Origin of the sequence: Labrenzia sp. VG12 (assembly GCF_002237595.1) — a bacterium.
In the GTDB taxonomy this organism is placed as follows: domain Bacteria; phylum Pseudomonadota; class Alphaproteobacteria; order Rhizobiales; family Stappiaceae; genus Roseibium.
Map to the genome: position 1 here is coordinate 5,870,575 of NZ_CP022529.1, position 14,676 is coordinate 5,885,250.

At 59.1% G+C, this 14,676-nt stretch carries 16 protein-coding genes; 11 read left to right on the top strand and 5 right to left on the bottom strand.

What is annotated here, in order from left to right:
- Nucleotides 1-12 precede the first annotated feature (12 nt).
- The 8 genes from ccoO to CHH27_RS27095 all read left to right on the top strand — a co-directional run bounded on the left by ccoO (nucleotide 13) and on the right by CHH27_RS27095 (nucleotide 7,148).
- Nucleotides 13-747, top strand: coding sequence for a cytochrome-c oxidase, cbb3-type subunit II (ccoO, locus tag CHH27_RS27060; RefSeq protein WP_094074355.1), 735 nt, complete (start codon nucleotides 13-15; stop codon nucleotides 745-747).
- Between the two features lie 5 nt (nucleotides 748-752).
- Complete coding sequence (locus tag CHH27_RS27065; RefSeq protein ID WP_094074356.1) at nucleotides 753-908, top strand: cbb3-type cytochrome c oxidase subunit 3; 156 nt, start codon at nucleotides 753-755, stop codon at nucleotides 906-908.
- Between the two features lie 3 nt (nucleotides 909-911).
- The gene (gene ccoP, locus CHH27_RS27070) at nucleotides 912-1,790 is read left to right on the top strand and encodes a cytochrome-c oxidase, cbb3-type subunit III (protein WP_094074357.1); all 879 of its coding nucleotides are present in this window, start codon (nucleotides 912-914) and stop codon (nucleotides 1,788-1,790) included.
- Between the two features lie 247 nt (nucleotides 1,791-2,037).
- The gene (ccoG, locus tag CHH27_RS27075) at nucleotides 2,038-3,426 is read left to right on the top strand and encodes a cytochrome c oxidase accessory protein CcoG (protein ID WP_198338313.1); all 1,389 of its coding nucleotides are present in this window, start codon (nucleotides 2,038-2,040) and stop codon (nucleotides 3,424-3,426) included.
- A 10-nt stretch (nucleotides 3,427-3,436) separates the two neighbouring features.
- Nucleotides 3,437-3,949, top strand: a complete 513-nt coding sequence (locus tag CHH27_RS27080) for a FixH family protein (protein ID WP_094074359.1) — start codon at nucleotides 3,437-3,439, stop codon at nucleotides 3,947-3,949.
- Nucleotides 3,950-3,953: 4 nt separating this feature from the next.
- Nucleotides 3,954-6,200: a cation-translocating P-type ATPase gene (locus CHH27_RS27085; RefSeq protein ID WP_094074360.1), complete on the top strand. Its 2,247-nt coding sequence runs from the start codon at nucleotides 3,954-3,956 to the stop codon at nucleotides 6,198-6,200.
- A 5-nt stretch (nucleotides 6,201-6,205) separates the two neighbouring features.
- A complete protein-coding gene (ccoS, locus tag CHH27_RS27090; RefSeq protein ID WP_094074361.1) occupies nucleotides 6,206-6,358 on the top strand; it encodes a cbb3-type cytochrome oxidase assembly protein CcoS in 153 nt (50 codons plus the stop codon).
- Between the two features lie 118 nt (nucleotides 6,359-6,476).
- A complete protein-coding gene (locus CHH27_RS27095; RefSeq protein ID WP_094074362.1) occupies nucleotides 6,477-7,148 on the top strand; it encodes a bifunctional 2-polyprenyl-6-hydroxyphenol methylase/3-demethylubiquinol 3-O-methyltransferase UbiG in 672 nt (223 codons plus the stop codon).
- A 38-nt stretch (nucleotides 7,149-7,186) separates the two neighbouring features.
- On the opposite strand, the gene CHH27_RS27835 is transcribed toward CHH27_RS27095, so the two are convergent.
- Nucleotides 7,187-7,354 (bottom strand): hypothetical protein, encoded by a 168-nt coding sequence (locus CHH27_RS27835; protein ID WP_157739120.1) that lies wholly within the window; start codon nucleotides 7,352-7,354, stop codon nucleotides 7,187-7,189.
- A 297-nt stretch (nucleotides 7,355-7,651) separates the two neighbouring features.
- Between CHH27_RS27835 and CHH27_RS27100 the strand changes: the two genes are divergently transcribed.
- Nucleotides 7,652-8,185, top strand: coding sequence for a response regulator (locus CHH27_RS27100; RefSeq protein ID WP_094074363.1), 534 nt, complete (start codon nucleotides 7,652-7,654; stop codon nucleotides 8,183-8,185).
- A gap of 23 nt (nucleotides 8,186-8,208) precedes the next feature.
- Here the strand turns inward: CHH27_RS27100 and CHH27_RS27105 are convergent, their stop codons facing one another.
- Nucleotides 8,209-8,397, bottom strand: coding sequence for a hypothetical protein (locus CHH27_RS27105; protein ID WP_094074364.1), 189 nt, complete (start codon nucleotides 8,395-8,397; stop codon nucleotides 8,209-8,211).
- A gap of 237 nt (nucleotides 8,398-8,634) precedes the next feature.
- On the opposite strand from CHH27_RS27105, the gene aroQ reads away from it, so the two are divergent.
- A complete protein-coding gene (gene aroQ, locus CHH27_RS27110) occupies nucleotides 8,635-9,078 on the top strand; it encodes a type II 3-dehydroquinate dehydratase (protein ID WP_094074365.1) in 444 nt (147 codons plus the stop codon).
- A 63-nt stretch (nucleotides 9,079-9,141) separates the two neighbouring features.
- Here the strand turns inward: aroQ and CHH27_RS27115 are convergent, their stop codons facing one another.
- Nucleotides 9,142-9,831: a sugar transferase gene (locus CHH27_RS27115; protein ID WP_247646166.1), complete on the bottom strand. Its 690-nt coding sequence runs from the start codon at nucleotides 9,829-9,831 to the stop codon at nucleotides 9,142-9,144.
- A 319-nt stretch (nucleotides 9,832-10,150) separates the two neighbouring features.
- On the bottom strand, nucleotides 10,151-11,458 hold the full coding sequence (locus CHH27_RS27120) for a UDP-glucose/GDP-mannose dehydrogenase family protein (protein ID WP_094074367.1): 1,308 nt from the start codon (nucleotides 11,456-11,458) through the stop codon (nucleotides 10,151-10,153).
- A gap of 330 nt (nucleotides 11,459-11,788) precedes the next feature.
- Here CHH27_RS27120 and CHH27_RS27125 point away from each other — a divergent pair, with 330 nt between their 5' ends.
- Nucleotides 11,789-13,936, top strand: coding sequence for an EAL domain-containing protein (locus CHH27_RS27125; RefSeq protein ID WP_094074368.1), 2,148 nt, complete (start codon nucleotides 11,789-11,791; stop codon nucleotides 13,934-13,936).
- 7 nt (nucleotides 13,937-13,943) lie between these two features.
- Here CHH27_RS27125 and urtE read toward each other — a convergent pair whose 3' ends face one another.
- On the bottom strand, nucleotides 13,944-14,639 hold the full coding sequence (gene urtE / locus CHH27_RS27130; RefSeq protein WP_094074369.1) for an urea ABC transporter ATP-binding subunit UrtE: 696 nt from the start codon (nucleotides 14,637-14,639) through the stop codon (nucleotides 13,944-13,946).
- Nucleotides 14,640-14,676 lie beyond the last annotated feature (37 nt).

A 14,676-nucleotide genomic window follows, 5' to 3' on the forward strand; every position in this document is an offset into this window, starting at 1 on the left:
GAGGCTTGATAAATGTCTGCATGGAATAAGCACCAAATCTTCGAAAAGAACTCCTTCGTTCTTCTTGTCGGCATCCTTGTCGCGGTCTCAGTTGGCGGTCTGGTCGAGATTGCACCGCTCTTCTATCTGAAGAGCACGATCGAGAAGACGGAAGGCATGCGGCCCTACACGCCGCTGGAACTCGCCGGCCGGGACATCTACATCCGCGAGGGCTGCTATCTCTGCCACTCGCAGATGATCCGGCCGATGCGGGACGAACTGGAGCGCTACGGTCACTTCTCTCTGGCAGCAGAGTCGATGTATGACCACCCGTTCCAGTGGGGGTCCAAGCGAACAGGCCCGGATCTTGCCCGCGTTGGCGGCAAGTATTCCGACGCCTGGCACACGGAGCACCTGATCGATCCGCGCTCGCTGGTGCCGGCCTCGATCATGCCCGGCTATCCGTTCCTGGCTGAAAACAAGCTGAATGGACGCGATATCCAGGCTGCCCTGACCGTGAACACCATTGTCGGTGTGCCCTACACGGACGAGCAGGTCGAAAACGCGCTCAGCGACCTGATGGCCCAGGCCCGGCCGGACACGGATGCCGCCTACGAGTTCGAGGAACGCTGGCCGACGGCCAAGATCCGCGACTTCGACGGCAATCCGGACGCGGTCACGGAGATGGATGCCCTCGTGGCCTATCTCCAGGTCCTCGGCACCATGGTCGACTTCTCGATCTATGACGACAAGGCAAACGCGAGGTAACGGCGATGAACGAGACGTATACCGCTTTCGCGGGCTTCGCGCAGACCTGGGGCCTGCTCTACTTCATGATCCTGTTTGGCATCGTTCTGGCCTACGCATTGTGGCCGAAGAACAAGAAAAAGTTCGACGACGCTGCCCAGATCCCGTTTCGGGAGGATTGATTGATGGCTGATACACACAACAAGGAAGTCGACCAGGTCTCCGGGGTCGAAACCACCGGCCACGAGTGGGACGGTCTGAAGGAGCTCAACAATCCCCTGCCGAAATGGTGGCTCTATGTCTTCTATGCCACCATCGTCTGGGCCTTGGTCTACTGGGTGCTCTATCCGTCCTGGCCGCTGATCTCCAGCTACACCACCGGTGTTCTGGGCGCCAACCAGCGTCTGGAGGCGATCCAGGCCTATGATGACGGCGTCGCCGGACGGTCCGAGTTTGCCGACAAGATCGTCGCGGCGTCCCTTGAGGACATCGCTGCCGATCAGGAACTGCTGCAGTTTGCGCTGGCAAACGGTCAGGCTGCCTTCGGTGACAACTGCGCACCGTGCCACGGCTCCGGCGGCACGGGGTCGGAAGGCTATCCGAACCTGCAGGACGACACCTGGATCTGGGGCGGCACGCTGGACGACATCCACACCACGCTGCTTTACGGCATCCGTTCGGACTATGACGATGCCCGCATCGGCGAAATGCCGGCCTACGGTCGCGACGAGCTCCTGAGCAAGGACGAGATCAACCAGGTCGCCAACTATGTGGCGTCCCGTGCCGGACTGGAGACGGACGAGGGTGTCGATCTGGCGGCCGGGCAGGTTCTCTATGAGGACAATTGCGCGGCCTGTCACGGCGACAACCTGGAAGGCATCCAGGAAGTCGGCGCTCCGAGCCTAACCTCGGCCAACTACCTCTATGGCAAGTCGCTTGCGGCCATCAAGGCGCAGGTCACCAACCCGCGCAACGGCGTCATGCCCGGCTGGGCAGATCGTCTGGACCCGGCGACCATCAAGTCGCTCACCGTCTATGTCCACTCCTTCGGGGGCGGTCAGTAAGACTGACAGTGTCCGGCGCGATAAAAGCGCCGGAACTGAAGGCCAATTTGATCCGGCGCAAAGTGTGACGCTTTGCGCCGGTTTATTTTGAGCCCATGTCGTCCATGATCGACGGCATCTCGTTTATCAGGATCCCATTGGGGCGGGATCGCGTTACAAAGGACGGAACGGTATGTCTACGGACACCGAAACGCAGGGGGACGCGCACTCAGAGGAGTGGTTTGCTTCCGCCAAAAAGATCTACCCAATGGCAACACACGGCCTGTTCCGCAGGATCAAGTGGACGTTGCTGTTCATCACCCTTGGTATCTACTATTTCCTGCCCTTCATTCGCTTTGACCGCGGCCCGGACGCGCCGAGCCAGGCTGTTCTCATCGATATGGAGGCCAAACGGGCCTATTTCTTCTTCATCGAGATCTGGCCTCAGGAAGTCTATTACCTGACCGGTCTCCTGATCATTGCCGCAGTGGCGCTGTTCCTGATGAACGCCGTCGCCGGGCGAATCTGGTGTGGCTATCTCTGCCCGCAAACGGTCTGGACCGACCTGTTTCTCTGGGTCGAACGCAAGGTCGAAGGCGACCGCCGCGAGCGGATCGCGCTCGACAAGGAACCCTGGACCTTCGGCAAGGTGGGCAAGCGTGCCACCAAACACTTCTTCTGGCTGATGATCGCCTGGTGGACCGGCGGGGCCTGGGTGCTCTATTTCAATGATGCTCCGACGCTGGTCTGGCAGCTTCTGACCTTTCAGGCGCCGATGATTGCCTATATCTGGATCGGTATCCTGACCTCGACGACCTATCTGCTCGCCGGCTTCATGCGTGAACAGGTCTGCATCTATATGTGCCCGTGGCCGCGCATCCAGGCGGCGCTGACCGACGAAAAGGCGCTGAACGTCACCTATCGCTGGGACCGGGGCGAGCCGCGCGGCTCGCTGAAGCAGAACAAGAAACTGGCCGCCGAGGGCATGCCGGCCGGCGACTGCATCGACTGTTACCAGTGTTTCCAGGTCTGTCCGACCGGTGTCGACATCCGCAAGGGCATGCAACTGGACTGCATCCAGTGCGGCCTGTGCATCGATGCCTGCGACAACATCATGACGAAGATCGGCAAGCCGACCGGGCTGATTGCCTATGATACGGACGAGAATATCGAGCGCCGGATCGAGGGCAAGGAACCTGTCTACGAGATCGTCCGCGTGCGTACGGTCGTCTATGCGGCCATCATCGCCCTGGTTGGAGCGATCATGCTGTTCACCCTGCTGAACCGCGATTTTGCCGACATCAGCGTGCTCCATGACCGCAACCCGGTCTTCGTGGAACAGTCCGACGGCACCGTCCGCAACGGTTACACCGTGCGCCTGTCCAACAAACGCCGCCACGAGCGCAGCTTCATGCTGCATGTCGAAGGCATGCCGCCCAACACGCTCGTGGAAGCCGTCGGTGTCGATTCGACCTTTGCCGGCCGGCCGATCATTTCCGTCGGGCCGGACACAACCCGTGAAGTCCGGGTTCTGGTGACGTCACCGCCCTGGGCCGAGATGCCGCATTCCACACCCGTGACCTTCCGCATCACCGAAAGCGTGATGGGCGAGGTGATCACCGCCAAAGACACGTTCAAAGCGCCGGAAAAGCCTTGAGGAGAAACGGATGACAATGGTTCAGTCGAACATGAAGGACCCCAAGGCCATCACCGGCAAGACGGTGCTCGCCTGGCTGCTCTGCTTCTTCGGTGTGGTCTTCACCGCCAATGCGATCTTCATCTATCTCGCGCTCGGGTCTTTCCCGGGCGTGGTGGTGGAAAGTTCCTACGAGGCCGGACAGGCCTATAATCAGGAAATCGCCGCGGCAAAGGCACAGGCGGAACTCAACTGGCAGGTGACAAGCGAGTTCGTGCGCACCGACGGAAACAGTGGCGAATTGATCGTCACCGCCAAGGATGCCGAAGGCACACCGCTTTTCGGCGTGGAACTCAATGCCATGATGCGCAACCCGGTCGATGACAATGCCGATATGAGCGTTGTCTTCAATGCCGATGGTGGCGGCCGCTACATTGGTGAAGTCAGCGATGTGACCGCCGGCAACTGGTCGCTCATTCTGCTGATCAGCCAGGACGGTGAGCGCAAGTTCAAATCCGAAAACCGGATTTTCGTTAAAGAGTGACGGCGTGACGGTTCATCAGCGCGACTGGCAGTCCTTTGTAACGCCTGGAAAAGACGGCGCGGTCCATATGGATCTCGCCGTTGACGGCATCACCTGTGCGGCCTGCATGGGCGAGATCGAACGTGGGCTGAAACGTCTGCCGGGTATCCGGACCGCACGGGTCAATCTGACCAGTCAGCGGCTTGCGGTCGACTGGGTCGAGGATCAGACCGGCGCAGACGAAATCGTTGCCGAGCTCGACCGGCTGGGTTACACGGCGCACCCGTTCGATCCGGCCAGCCAGAAGCAGCGCCAGGACCAGACCGGCAAACAGCTTCTGCGCTGTCTGGCGGTGGCCGGTTTTGCCGGCATGAACATCATGCTGCTGTCGGTCTCCGTCTGGTCGGGCAATGCCACCGACATCACGCCCGAAACGAGAGACTTCTTTCACTGGCTGTCTGCCCTGATCGCCTTGCCGACCGTCGTCTATTCCGGCCGTCCTTTTGTCATCAGCGCTTTCCGGGCGCTGTCGGCCGGCCGGCTCAACATGGACGTGCCGATCGTGATCGGCGTCTTTCTGGCCGTTGCGCTGTCCATCGTGCAAACGCTGCAGCATCATCATCACGCCTATTTTGAATCGGCCGTGATGCTGTTGTTCTTTCTGCTGGTCGGGCGGTATCTCGACCACAACATGAAAGGGCGCACGCGGTCCTTTGCCGAGAACATTGCCGCCCTCAAGGCCGAAGTCGCCGCCCGCATCAATCCGGACGGAAGCGTTCGCGAGGTCCCTCTTTCAAAGGTTGTTTCGGGAGATCTTGTGCTTGTGTCCGGCGGTGAGCGGGTGCCCGTCGACGGTCTGGTTGAAACCGGAACGTCGGAAATCGACCAGAGCCTGGTGACCGGGGAAAGCGTTCTCGTTCCGGTGATCGCCGGCCAGCGGGTCTATGCCGGCACGCTGAACGGGGCAGGGGCCCTGCAGGTACGTGTCGAGGCCGCATCCGGCGCGACGCTGCTCGACGAGGTCAACCGGCTGCTGGAGGCAGCTTCTCAGGCCAAGTCCAGCTATGTGCGCATCGCGGACCGGGCGGCTCAGCTCTATGCGCCGCTGGTCCACGGCGCCGCGGCCCTGACCTTTCTGGGCTGGCTGCTCGCAGGGCTGAGCTGGCAGCCCGCACTCGTGATCTCCATCTCCGTTCTCATCATCACCTGTCCCTGTGCCTTGGGGCTGGCCGTGCCGGCCGTTCAGGTCGTTGCGTCCGGTCAACTGTTCCGCCGCGGGGTGCTGCTCAATTCGGGGGATGCCATCGAACGTCTTGCCGAGATCGACACGATCCTGTTTGACAAGACCGGCACGCTGACGCTTGCCGAACCGGACCTGTGCAGCGATATCGATCCGGATGACACCGATATTGCACTGGCAGGTCGTCTGGCCCTGGCCAGCCGCCATCCGTTGTCAACCGCGCTGGTCAAGGCGACAGGCGCCCTGACGCCACTTCCGGAGGTCACGGAACACTCCGGTGCAGGTCTGGAAACCGTTGTGGACGGAAACCGTCTGCGCCTCGGCAGTCCGGTCTTTTGCGGCGCGTCACCGGAGCAGATCGATAAGGCTCTGCGGGACGCGCCGGGGGCATCGCTTCTTGCCATCGGGCTTGGAGACCGCCCGGTCCGCCTGCTCGCCTTCCGTCAGCGACTGCGCCCGGACGCAAAGTCCGTCATTGCAAGCCTGGAGGCACAGGGCCTTGCGCTCGAAATCCTGTCGGGCGACACGCAGCCCGCCGTTGCTGACTGTGCCGAAACCCTGGGTGTTGCCAACTGGCAGGCGGGTATGAAACCGGCCCAGAAGATCGCGCGCCTGGAGGAGCTTCAGCGACAGGGGCGCAAGGTGCTGATGGTCGGTGACGGCCTCAATGATGCACCGGCGCTTGCCGGTGCGCATGTCTCGCTGTCGCCGGTCTCGGCGGTCCATCTCAGTCAGGCCGCTTCAGATGCGGTCTTCCTGGGTGACAAATTGCAGCCGGTTGCCGATGCGCTCAGCCTGTCGAAACGGGCGCGCGCGGCGATCGAACAGAATCTCTGGATCTCGACGATCTACAATGTCATTGCGGTGCCGATCGCGGTTGCAGGTTTTGTAACGCCGCTCATGGCTGCCGTTGCCATGTCCGCCTCGTCTCTGGCGGTAACGGCAAATGCCCTGAAACTTCGCTGGGGAGAGGGGCGTTCCCAAATGGAGCAGACCGATCACGGTGTTGGCGAAAGCCCGGTGCAAGGTTAACGACAATGGATGTTCTGATTTTCCTGATCCCGATTGCCCTGTTGCTGGGAGCGCTCGGCCTCGGTGCGTTTCTCTGGTCCCTGAAAAGCGGCCAATATGATGATCTGGAAGGCGCCAAGTGGCGCATCCTGGATGATGACGATCTGCCGGGCAAATAGACGGGACCGTGATTGTAACAGGCCTGCGTTCCAACTTGCGACGGTTGGGGGCGGTCCTGCCTTGTCGGCGCCGCATTGGCCATCTAGCGATGCCTCCGCAAAATTGCGAGGATGAGGCATGGAACAGTTCCCCGAGGCTCACAAACCCGGCTACGCGATTTATTCGCGAAAGTCACTGGCCGTCTATGACGCCCTCGTGCTGGGCTTTTCCAACAGCTTCCTCTGGCGCTGTCCAAGCCGGCATCTGGTTGATCTTTATGATCGTCACCTGTCTGCGGATCATCTCGATATCGGCGTCGGGACCGGGTACTTTCTGGACAAGGCTGTGTTTCCGGAGGCCAAGCCCAGGATTACGCTGCTCGACCCGAATGCGGAATGTCTGGAGGCCGCGGCGGAACGGATCAGCCGGTACCAGCCACATAAGGTAAGGGCCGATGCTCTGATCCCGTGGCCGGAGACGCTTGGCACGTTTCAGTCGGTCGGGCTGAATTACGTCTTTCACTGTCTGCCCGGAACCATGTCGGACAAGATGGTTCTGCTGGACCACTTGCAGCCCCATCTGGCTCCCGGCGGCACGGTGTTCGGGTCAACCATCCTGCAGGGCGATGTGCCCCGGTCATGGGCAGCCCGGAAGTTGATGGGCATCTACAACGCCAAGGGTGTTTTCAGCAATGAAAACGACACGCTTGAAGCTCTTGAAGGCGCTCTGCAGGAGCGCTTCGAAGAAGTCGAGATAGACATTGTCGGATGTGTTGCGCTGTTCAGCGCCCGGCTGCCTCGCTCAGCGTAGTGACCCATCGAGACCGGAGGGTCCGAAGCAGTGAAAGGTCAAGACAGGACGTTGGACAACGCCATGCCCGTGGCCAGCAGGACAAGCCCGACACCGGCGAGCAGCAGCAGATTGTCCCGTAACCCGCCACTGGTTTCCGGTTCGGACGTCTGAGGCTCGTGAGGGAGCGGTTTGTCTTCCCCGAAAGGGTCTGGATCCCGGGACATGGTTCTAAACGTCGTGTGCAAAGGCGTCTCTTGGATTTGGTTTTCTGCTTGCCAAGATGACGTTTCAGTCTTGAAAGTCCCGTTAACATCGCTTCCCACAAAAGATTAATTCGCTGCAATATTACCAAGGGATGAAATCGTCTCTTGTATTCCGAAGTTTTTGTGCAGGAAATTGCACCATTCAAGAGTTGTATGATGGTTGCAAGGCGATTTGCAGCGTTCTCACGTCAGCCTGGATCAGGCTAACTCATTGTTCAGACTTTCATGTCAAGATTGAATGCAAACATGGAGGACTAGGTGAGCCTCGATCTTGCCTCGCTGACATTCTTGCTGGTTGAAGACAGTGCCTATATGCGGACGATCCTGCGCACCATGCTGCAGGGCTTCGGCGCGCGCCGCATTGTCGAGGCCGAAGACGGTGCGTCCGGCCTTGAGGCCATGGATCGCGCGAACCCGGATATCCTTATCCTCGATTGGGTCATGCCGATCCTGGACGGAGCCGACATGGTGCGCATGATCCGCAGCCCGAACAATCCCTTTGCCTATATCCCGATCATCATGGTGACGGCTCACACCGAGCGCAGCCGGATCGTGGAGGCACGGCGACTTGGGGTTCACGAACTGCTTTCCAAGCCGATCTCGGCCAAGTCCCTCTACCAGAGGGTCTCCAGCGTGATCCTCCATCCGCGTGACTTCATCAAGACCGCCACGTATTTCGGTCCCGCGCCGCGCGAAATTCGCAATCGTCAGAAAATCTGGCAGGGCGGTCCCGGGCAACCCGGACAGCCGGGCGAAGGTGGCGGCGACGACAACGTCACGGCCATCGGCTAACCGATTTTCAAATTCGAATGGGATCAGGCGGCTGACTGCGCGTTGCTGCGCTGAACGTCATGATAGGTGGAGCCGGATTGCAGGGCAGCATTTTCTGTTTCCGCTGCTTCGGCAAACTGGGCCAGCACATCAAGGTCAACGGTATAGTGGTCCAGCAGGAATTGCGACAGAACATCAATCGGCAAATGCTGATATCCGTCCACAGCCGCCATCAATGATTCAAGAGTGTCCAGCCGTTCCCGCTTTACCATGGTCGTCGTTGAGCCGTTTTGATTTTCCCCTGATTTGCATAGTTAATAATGCGTAAAACCGGTCAACGCAAGGCTGTGTTTTAGGCAGGTTAACGTGTTGGGAAACCGTCCACAGGGATGTGTTTAATCTTCGGGAAAACCTTGGTAAAACCCACGATCAAACCGCATGCTGCTGACGCAGTTCAAAGGATCTTTTTCATGGCGCACCCGATCTTCATCCTGAACGGACCGAATCTCAACCTGCTTGGCAAGCGGGAACCGAAGATTTACGGGTCCCAAACGCTGGACGATGTGGAGCAGATGTGCGCAGAAACCGCGCAGCAGGCCGGCCTTGAAATCGTCTTCAGGCAGAGCAACGCCGAACATCAGCTGATCGACTGGATTCACGAAGCCAGGGAGACGGCGTCAGCCATCATCATCAATCCGGCCGCCTACACACACACATCCATTGCCATTCTGGATGCGCTGAGCGCCTGTACCTGCCCGGTGATCGAGGTGCATATCTCGAATGTTCACCAGCGCGAGAGCTTCCGCCATCATTCCTACGTGTCGCAACGTGCCGAAGCGGTCATCGCCGGCTGCGGAGTTGCAGGCTACGTCTACGCCGTACAGCATGCAGCAAGGCTGAACGGTTCAAGATAGGTCCGGGAGTTTATTCAACTCGACATGAAGGAAGGTCGGCTTCGGCCAGCCAGAGGCAAAGGATCAATAGCCTTTGCCCTTGAAGAACTCTTTCACGACCGTGGTGGCCAGGATCCGGATATCGAGAAAAACGGATTGCCTGCGAATATAGGCGAGGTCGTATTCCAGGCGCATGCGCGCTGCATAGGGATCGCGTGTTTCGCCGCGAAACCCGTTTACCTGGGCCAGTCCGGTAATGCCCGGAAGGACCCGGTGCCGGGTCATGTAGCGGGTGTCGAAATGCTCGTAGGGCATGCCCGCTGCCAGCATTCCCGGAACATGTGGCCGTGGACCGACAAGTGACATGTCGCCCTTGAGAACGTTGATCAACTGCGGCAGCTCGTCGAAATTGCTCTTGCGCAGGAACCCGCCAACTGCGGTCACGCGCGGGTCGTCTTCGACGGTCTGTGCAACACCGGATTTGTCACACAGGTGCATGTGCATGGAGCGGAATTTCAGGACCGTGAACGGCGTGCCGTCGCGGCCATATCGTTGCTGGCGGAAGAAGACCGGCCCACGGCTGGTGGTCTTGATTGCAACCGAGATTGCAACGAAGAGGGGAAACAGCAGGATCAGGCCAGCAAACGCACCGGTCAGGTCCAAGGTCTTCTTGAGGCCGGAATCCACCGCGCGCATGACGCGGCTGCGCCGCCGCGACACGTCGATCGTGTCAGCGTTCGCGCCGCGCCAGACGACGTATTCAGCGAGACTCAAGGTGTCTCGGCTCGGCTCGTCGGCGTCGTATGAAACTGTTTCGTTTGCCAAGTTTTGTCAGCCTCAACCCGATACACTGGGATGTGCAAAATCATCCTATCCGGTGGCGGTTGCGCCCGCTATCACATCGTTAATTAATGGTTAACGAGATCCGGAAAATTGTTGTCTGTTAAGGATTTGGTTACCATGCTGTCGCCGCCGGGGCAATAAACCAAAGACAAATGTGATGTGAAATTTTGGTAATACAGAAAAAGTGAACGCCGGGCTGTTTCTGAACCCGGCGTTCCAAAATTGTCAGTAAAATGATGCCCTGAAAAAATCAGTAGCTGCGGCCGACGCTGGTATATTCGAAGCCGTGGGCAGTCATGTAATCCGACTTGTAGATGTTCCTGAGATCGACCACTTTCGGGGCGTTGACCAGGGATTTGACCCGGTCCAGATCGAGCGCACGGAACTGATCCCATTCGGTGACGATTACAACCACATCTGCGTTTTCGATGGCGTGATAAGGACCATCGCAGAACAGGACGCCGGACATGACCTTTTTGGCTTCTTCCATGCTTGCCGGGTCGTAAGCCCTGATTTTCGCGCCTGCGGATTGCAACTTGGCAACGATATCGATGCTCGGCGCTTCGCGCATGTCGTCGGTGTTCGGTTTGAAGGCGAGGCCAAGGAGGGCGATCGTCTTGCCGTCGACATCGCCGCCCATGAAATCAATGACCTTGTCGGCCATCTTCTTCTTGCGTGCCGTATTCACTTCAATGACGCTGTCGACGATTTTCAGGTCCGACTGGGCGTCAGCGGCAATCTTGGAAAGGGCAAGCGTATCTTTCGGAAAGCAGGAACCGCCATAGCCCGGTCCTGCATGCAGGAACTTGCCGCCGATCCGGTTGTCGAGACCGATACCGCGGGAGACTTCCTGAACATTCGCGCCGACTTTTTCGCACAGATCCGCGATCTCGTTGATGAACGTGATCTTGACCGCCAGAAAGGCGTTGGCAGCATATTTGATCAGTTCGGACGTCCGGCGGCGGGTCACAATGATCGGCGTTTCGTTGAGATAAAGCGGCCGGTAGAGTTCCTGCATCACCTCGACCGCCTTGTCGCTGTCGGTGCCGACCACAACCCGGTCCGGGCGTTTGAAGTCGCTGATGGCGGCGCCTTCCCGCAGGAATTCCGGGTTGGACACGACGGCAAACTGCGCGTCCGGATTGGTCTTGGCAATGATCGCTTCTACTTCGTCTCCGGTGCCGACCGGAACAGTTGACTTGGTGACGATCACCGTGAAGCCGTCAATGAGCCCGGCAATTTCTTCGGCTGCCGCATAGACATAGGAGAGATCCGCGTGACCGTCGCCGCGGCGGGTCGGAGTGCCGACAGCGATGAAGACCGCATCTGCCTGCCTGATTGCCTCGCTCGGATCTGTGGTGAAGAAGAGGCACTCTTCGGCAACGTTCTTGGCAACCAGGTCCTGGAGCCCGGGTTCATAGATCGGGATCTGGCCGTTGTTGAGGGCATCGATCTTGCTCGCGTCCTTGTCGATGCAGGTCACGACGTGACCGAAATCCGCAAAACATGTTCCCGAAACCAGACCGACATAGCCGGTCCCAATCATTGCAACGCGCATTCTAAAATTTCCTGCTTCCGAGCGGTGTCCGGCAGTCGCCGGTCGCCATGAGGCTTTTCAAGTGTGCCCGGATTACATGGCTGGAGTCGAAAAGACCAGACCTGAAGTCGATCCTGCCTTCAATTTGCCGCTGCCGCATCGCGTACCGTTCAAGAATGCCGATTTGGGATCAGCGTATCGATGATGGGGAGGACTGGTAAAATTGCGCAGGAGTAATTGTTAAGACTGTGCAATATAAAACAAAACGATCCAGGCTGTAAGTTCTCGTAAAATTATAAAAGATTCACCTCATGCTGTTCTGGTTGTAAGGTGAAGTGTAGACAGGGACTGATGTTAAAGATCGATGTCATCGGCTTCGCGGATGTCTTGAGCCGCATTTCCATGCTGACAGCCTTGCAGCGTGGTCTCGCCCTGACGCTGCCTCTGATCATGGTCGGGGCGCTGGCCCTGCTGTTCCTGCATCCGCCCTTTCCCGAACTCAAAGCCGTGTTTGCCGACCTGTTCGGACCGCAATTTGCACCTGTGCTGCAGATCCTGGTGTCCTCGACCTTCGGTATTGCTGCGCTGCTGGCGATGTCGGGCTACGCCTATGTCTACACCAACCTGCGCAACACTCGCGGTAAAACCCCGGTCGCGAACCCGGTCCTGAGCGTGATGGTTGTTGTCACCTGCTTCTTTGTGCTCGTAGCGCCAACCGATCAGCCGACGCTCCAGGCCGCCATCTCGCTCAGTTTCGGTTTGCCGGTCGCTCTCCTTGTTGCCATCGGTGCAACAGAGGTGTTCCTGCGCCTTGCGAAGCTGCAGTGGCTGCGGATCAAGTCAAAATCAATCGGTCACGAGGGCATGATCGGCGATGTTTTCACCATCATGCCGGCCGCAGGCCTGACAATCATCGTCTTTGCGGTTCTGAAGGCCGTGCTGCTGAGCCTTGGATCAACGGACGTCGTTGCCGATCTCAACGGCTCGTTCGCTAGGGCGCTGACCTCCGGCGAGGACACGCTCGGTTTCGGGCTGACCTATATCGTCGTGTCGCAGGTCTTCTGGCTGTTCGGCATTCATGGCCCGAACGTTCTGCAATCGGTTCAGGACGCCCAGCTGGCTCCCGCCAGCATCGCCAACAACATCGCGGTGCTGGAAGGCCAGCAACCGGAATTCATCTTCACGTCCCAGTTTTTCGACCTTTTGCACATGGGGGGCTCCGGCGCCACGATTGGTCTCATCGTGGCCATGCTGTTGTTCAGCCGTTCTCCCAGCATGCGGAACTTCGCCCTCCTTGCCGGTCTGCCGGCCCTCTGCAATGTCAATGAACCGCTGCTTTACGGATTGCCGATCGTCCTCAATCCGATTTTCGCGCTGCCGTTCCTGCTGGTTCCGATCATCAATACGATTGTGATGTATCTGGCGATGAGTGCCGATTTCATGCCGCTCACCGGGCATCAGGTTGCCTGGACGACACCCGCCATCATCAATGGCTATGCGGTCACCGGTTCGATCAACGGCGCCCTGACACAAGGGCTTTGTCTTGCGACCAGCATTGCGGTCTATGCGCCATTTGTTCGCCTGTCGGAACGGGTTGCCGCCCTGAAAGGGCAGGCAACCATGAAGGATCTTGTCGCTTTCAGCGAGCAGGGTGACAGCCGAGCCGTGGGCAAACGTCTTTTGTCACGCACCGGTGATCCGGGCCGGATGGCTCTGGCAATCGCCGGAGATCTGGAACTCGCGGTTCGTCAGCGTGGTCAACTGTATTTGGACTACCAGCCGCAGATCTGCCAGAGAAGCGGACAGGCCTTCGCGGCGGAAGCGCTGTTGCGCTGGGACCATCCCGTCTATGGCAGGGTGCCGCCGCCGGTTGTCATTCAGTTGGCCGAAGAGCTTGGCATCATGCCGGAACTTGGTTACCTGGTGCTGGATCTTGCCTGTGCGCAAAGAAAGGACTGGCAGGGCAGCGTTGCGGATGACTTCATGATTGCGGTGAATGTCGCGCCGGCGCAGATCCTGAGCGGGACGCTGGATAAAAACGTGTTTGAACGGCTGGACGCGCACTACCTGCCAACCCATGTCCTCAAGCTCGAAATCACAGAATCCACCCTGCTGATCCCGGACGACGCGGCGCTCGCCTCTCTGGAACGTTTACGCGAGCATGGTGTTCGCATTGCGCTGGACGATTTTGGCATGGGACATACATCCCTGCGGTATCTGAAGGCGCTGCCGCTGGACGAGGTTAAGGTCGACCGCTCCCTGACACAGTTCGGTCAGGGGGAAGTCAGCGAACACATCATAAGTTCCATTCTTGATCTGAGCAGAAGCCTGGCATTCAGCACCGTTCTGGAAGGGGTCGAGACGGAAGATCAGCTCACGCGTTTGCTGCGGCTGGGCTGCACCCACTTTCAGGGCTACCATTTCTGCCGGCCGCAAGCGCCCGACAAGTGCCTGGCCTATGTGCAGGCGCTGGCGGACAAGGCCGAGCAAGTGGCCTAGGGCGGGCTCAGACCGTCAGATATCGCCGAACCTCGGTCTCCGACAGTTCCGCTCCGCTGCCGGACAGGACCACTTCGCCGCGGTCCATCACCGCATAATCATCGGCCAGGTCACGCGCGAATTCGAAATACTGCTCCACCAGCACGATTGCCATGGTCCCCTGGTCGCGCAGCCATGAGATCGCCCGGCCAATATCCTTGATAATCGACGGCTGGATGCCTTCGGTCGGTTCGTCCAGCACCAGAAGCTGAGGACGGGTGACCAGGGCCCGGGCAATCGCGAGCTGCTGCTGCTGTCCGCCCGACAGGTCGCCGCCGCGCCGCGACAGCATGTCCTTCAGAACCGGGAACAGCTCGAAGATCGTTTCCGGCAGGAACCGGTCCTTGCGGCGGATCGGCGCGTAGCCGGTTTCCAGGTTTTCCTTGACCGTAAGCAACGGGAAGATTTCGCGGCCCTGGGGCACGATGGCGATGCCTTTTCGGGCGCGGGCATGGGCCGGCAGGGACGAGATGTCTTCCCCGTTCCAGAGGATCTTTCCCGCACTGATGCCGTGCTGTCCGGCAACCGCACGCAACGTTGAGGTCTTGCCGACCCCGTTGCGGCCCATCACACAGGTCACCTTGCCGATCTCGGCGCTCAGCGACACCTTCTTCAGGGCCTGAGCGGCGCCGTAATGAAGATCGATCTTGTCAACTTGCAGCATTGTTCAGGCCTCGTAGCTTGTGCACAGACAAAGCACT

Excerpts from the sequence above, each read along its gene's own strand:
- ccoP (WP_094074357.1), top strand. The coding sequence starts at position 912 with ATGGCTGATACACACAACAAGGAAGTCGACCAGGTCTCCGGGGTCGAA.
- ccoG (WP_198338313.1), top strand. The coding sequence starts at position 2,038 with ATGGCAACACACGGCCTGTTCCGCAGGATCAAGTGGACGTTGCTGTTC.
- aroQ (WP_094074365.1), top strand. The coding sequence starts at position 8,635 with ATGGCGCACCCGATCTTCATCCTGAACGGACCGAATCTCAACCTGCTT.
- ccoO (WP_094074355.1), top strand. The coding sequence starts at position 13 with ATGTCTGCATGGAATAAGCACCAAATCTTCGAAAAGAACTCCTTCGTT.
- CHH27_RS27120 (WP_094074367.1), bottom strand. The coding sequence starts at position 11,458 with ATGCGCGTTGCAATGATTGGGACCGGCTATGTCGGTCTGGTTTCGGGA.
- CHH27_RS27095 (WP_094074362.1), top strand. The coding sequence starts at position 6,477 with ATGGAACAGTTCCCCGAGGCTCACAAACCCGGCTACGCGATTTATTCG.
- urtE (WP_094074369.1), bottom strand. The coding sequence starts at position 14,639 with ATGCTGCAAGTTGACAAGATCGATCTTCATTACGGCGCCGCTCAGGCC.
- CHH27_RS27835 (WP_157739120.1), bottom strand. The coding sequence starts at position 7,354 with ATGTCCCGGGATCCAGACCCTTTCGGGGAAGACAAACCGCTCCCTCAC.
- CHH27_RS27065 (WP_094074356.1), top strand. The coding sequence starts at position 753 with ATGAACGAGACGTATACCGCTTTCGCGGGCTTCGCGCAGACCTGGGGC.
- ccoS (WP_094074361.1), top strand. The coding sequence starts at position 6,206 with ATGGATGTTCTGATTTTCCTGATCCCGATTGCCCTGTTGCTGGGAGCG.
- CHH27_RS27080 (WP_094074359.1), top strand. The coding sequence starts at position 3,437 with ATGACAATGGTTCAGTCGAACATGAAGGACCCCAAGGCCATCACCGGC.
- CHH27_RS27105 (WP_094074364.1), bottom strand. The coding sequence starts at position 8,397 with ATGGCGGCTGTGGACGGATATCAGCATTTGCCGATTGATGTTCTGTCG.
- CHH27_RS27125 (WP_094074368.1), top strand. The coding sequence starts at position 11,789 with ATGTTAAAGATCGATGTCATCGGCTTCGCGGATGTCTTGAGCCGCATT.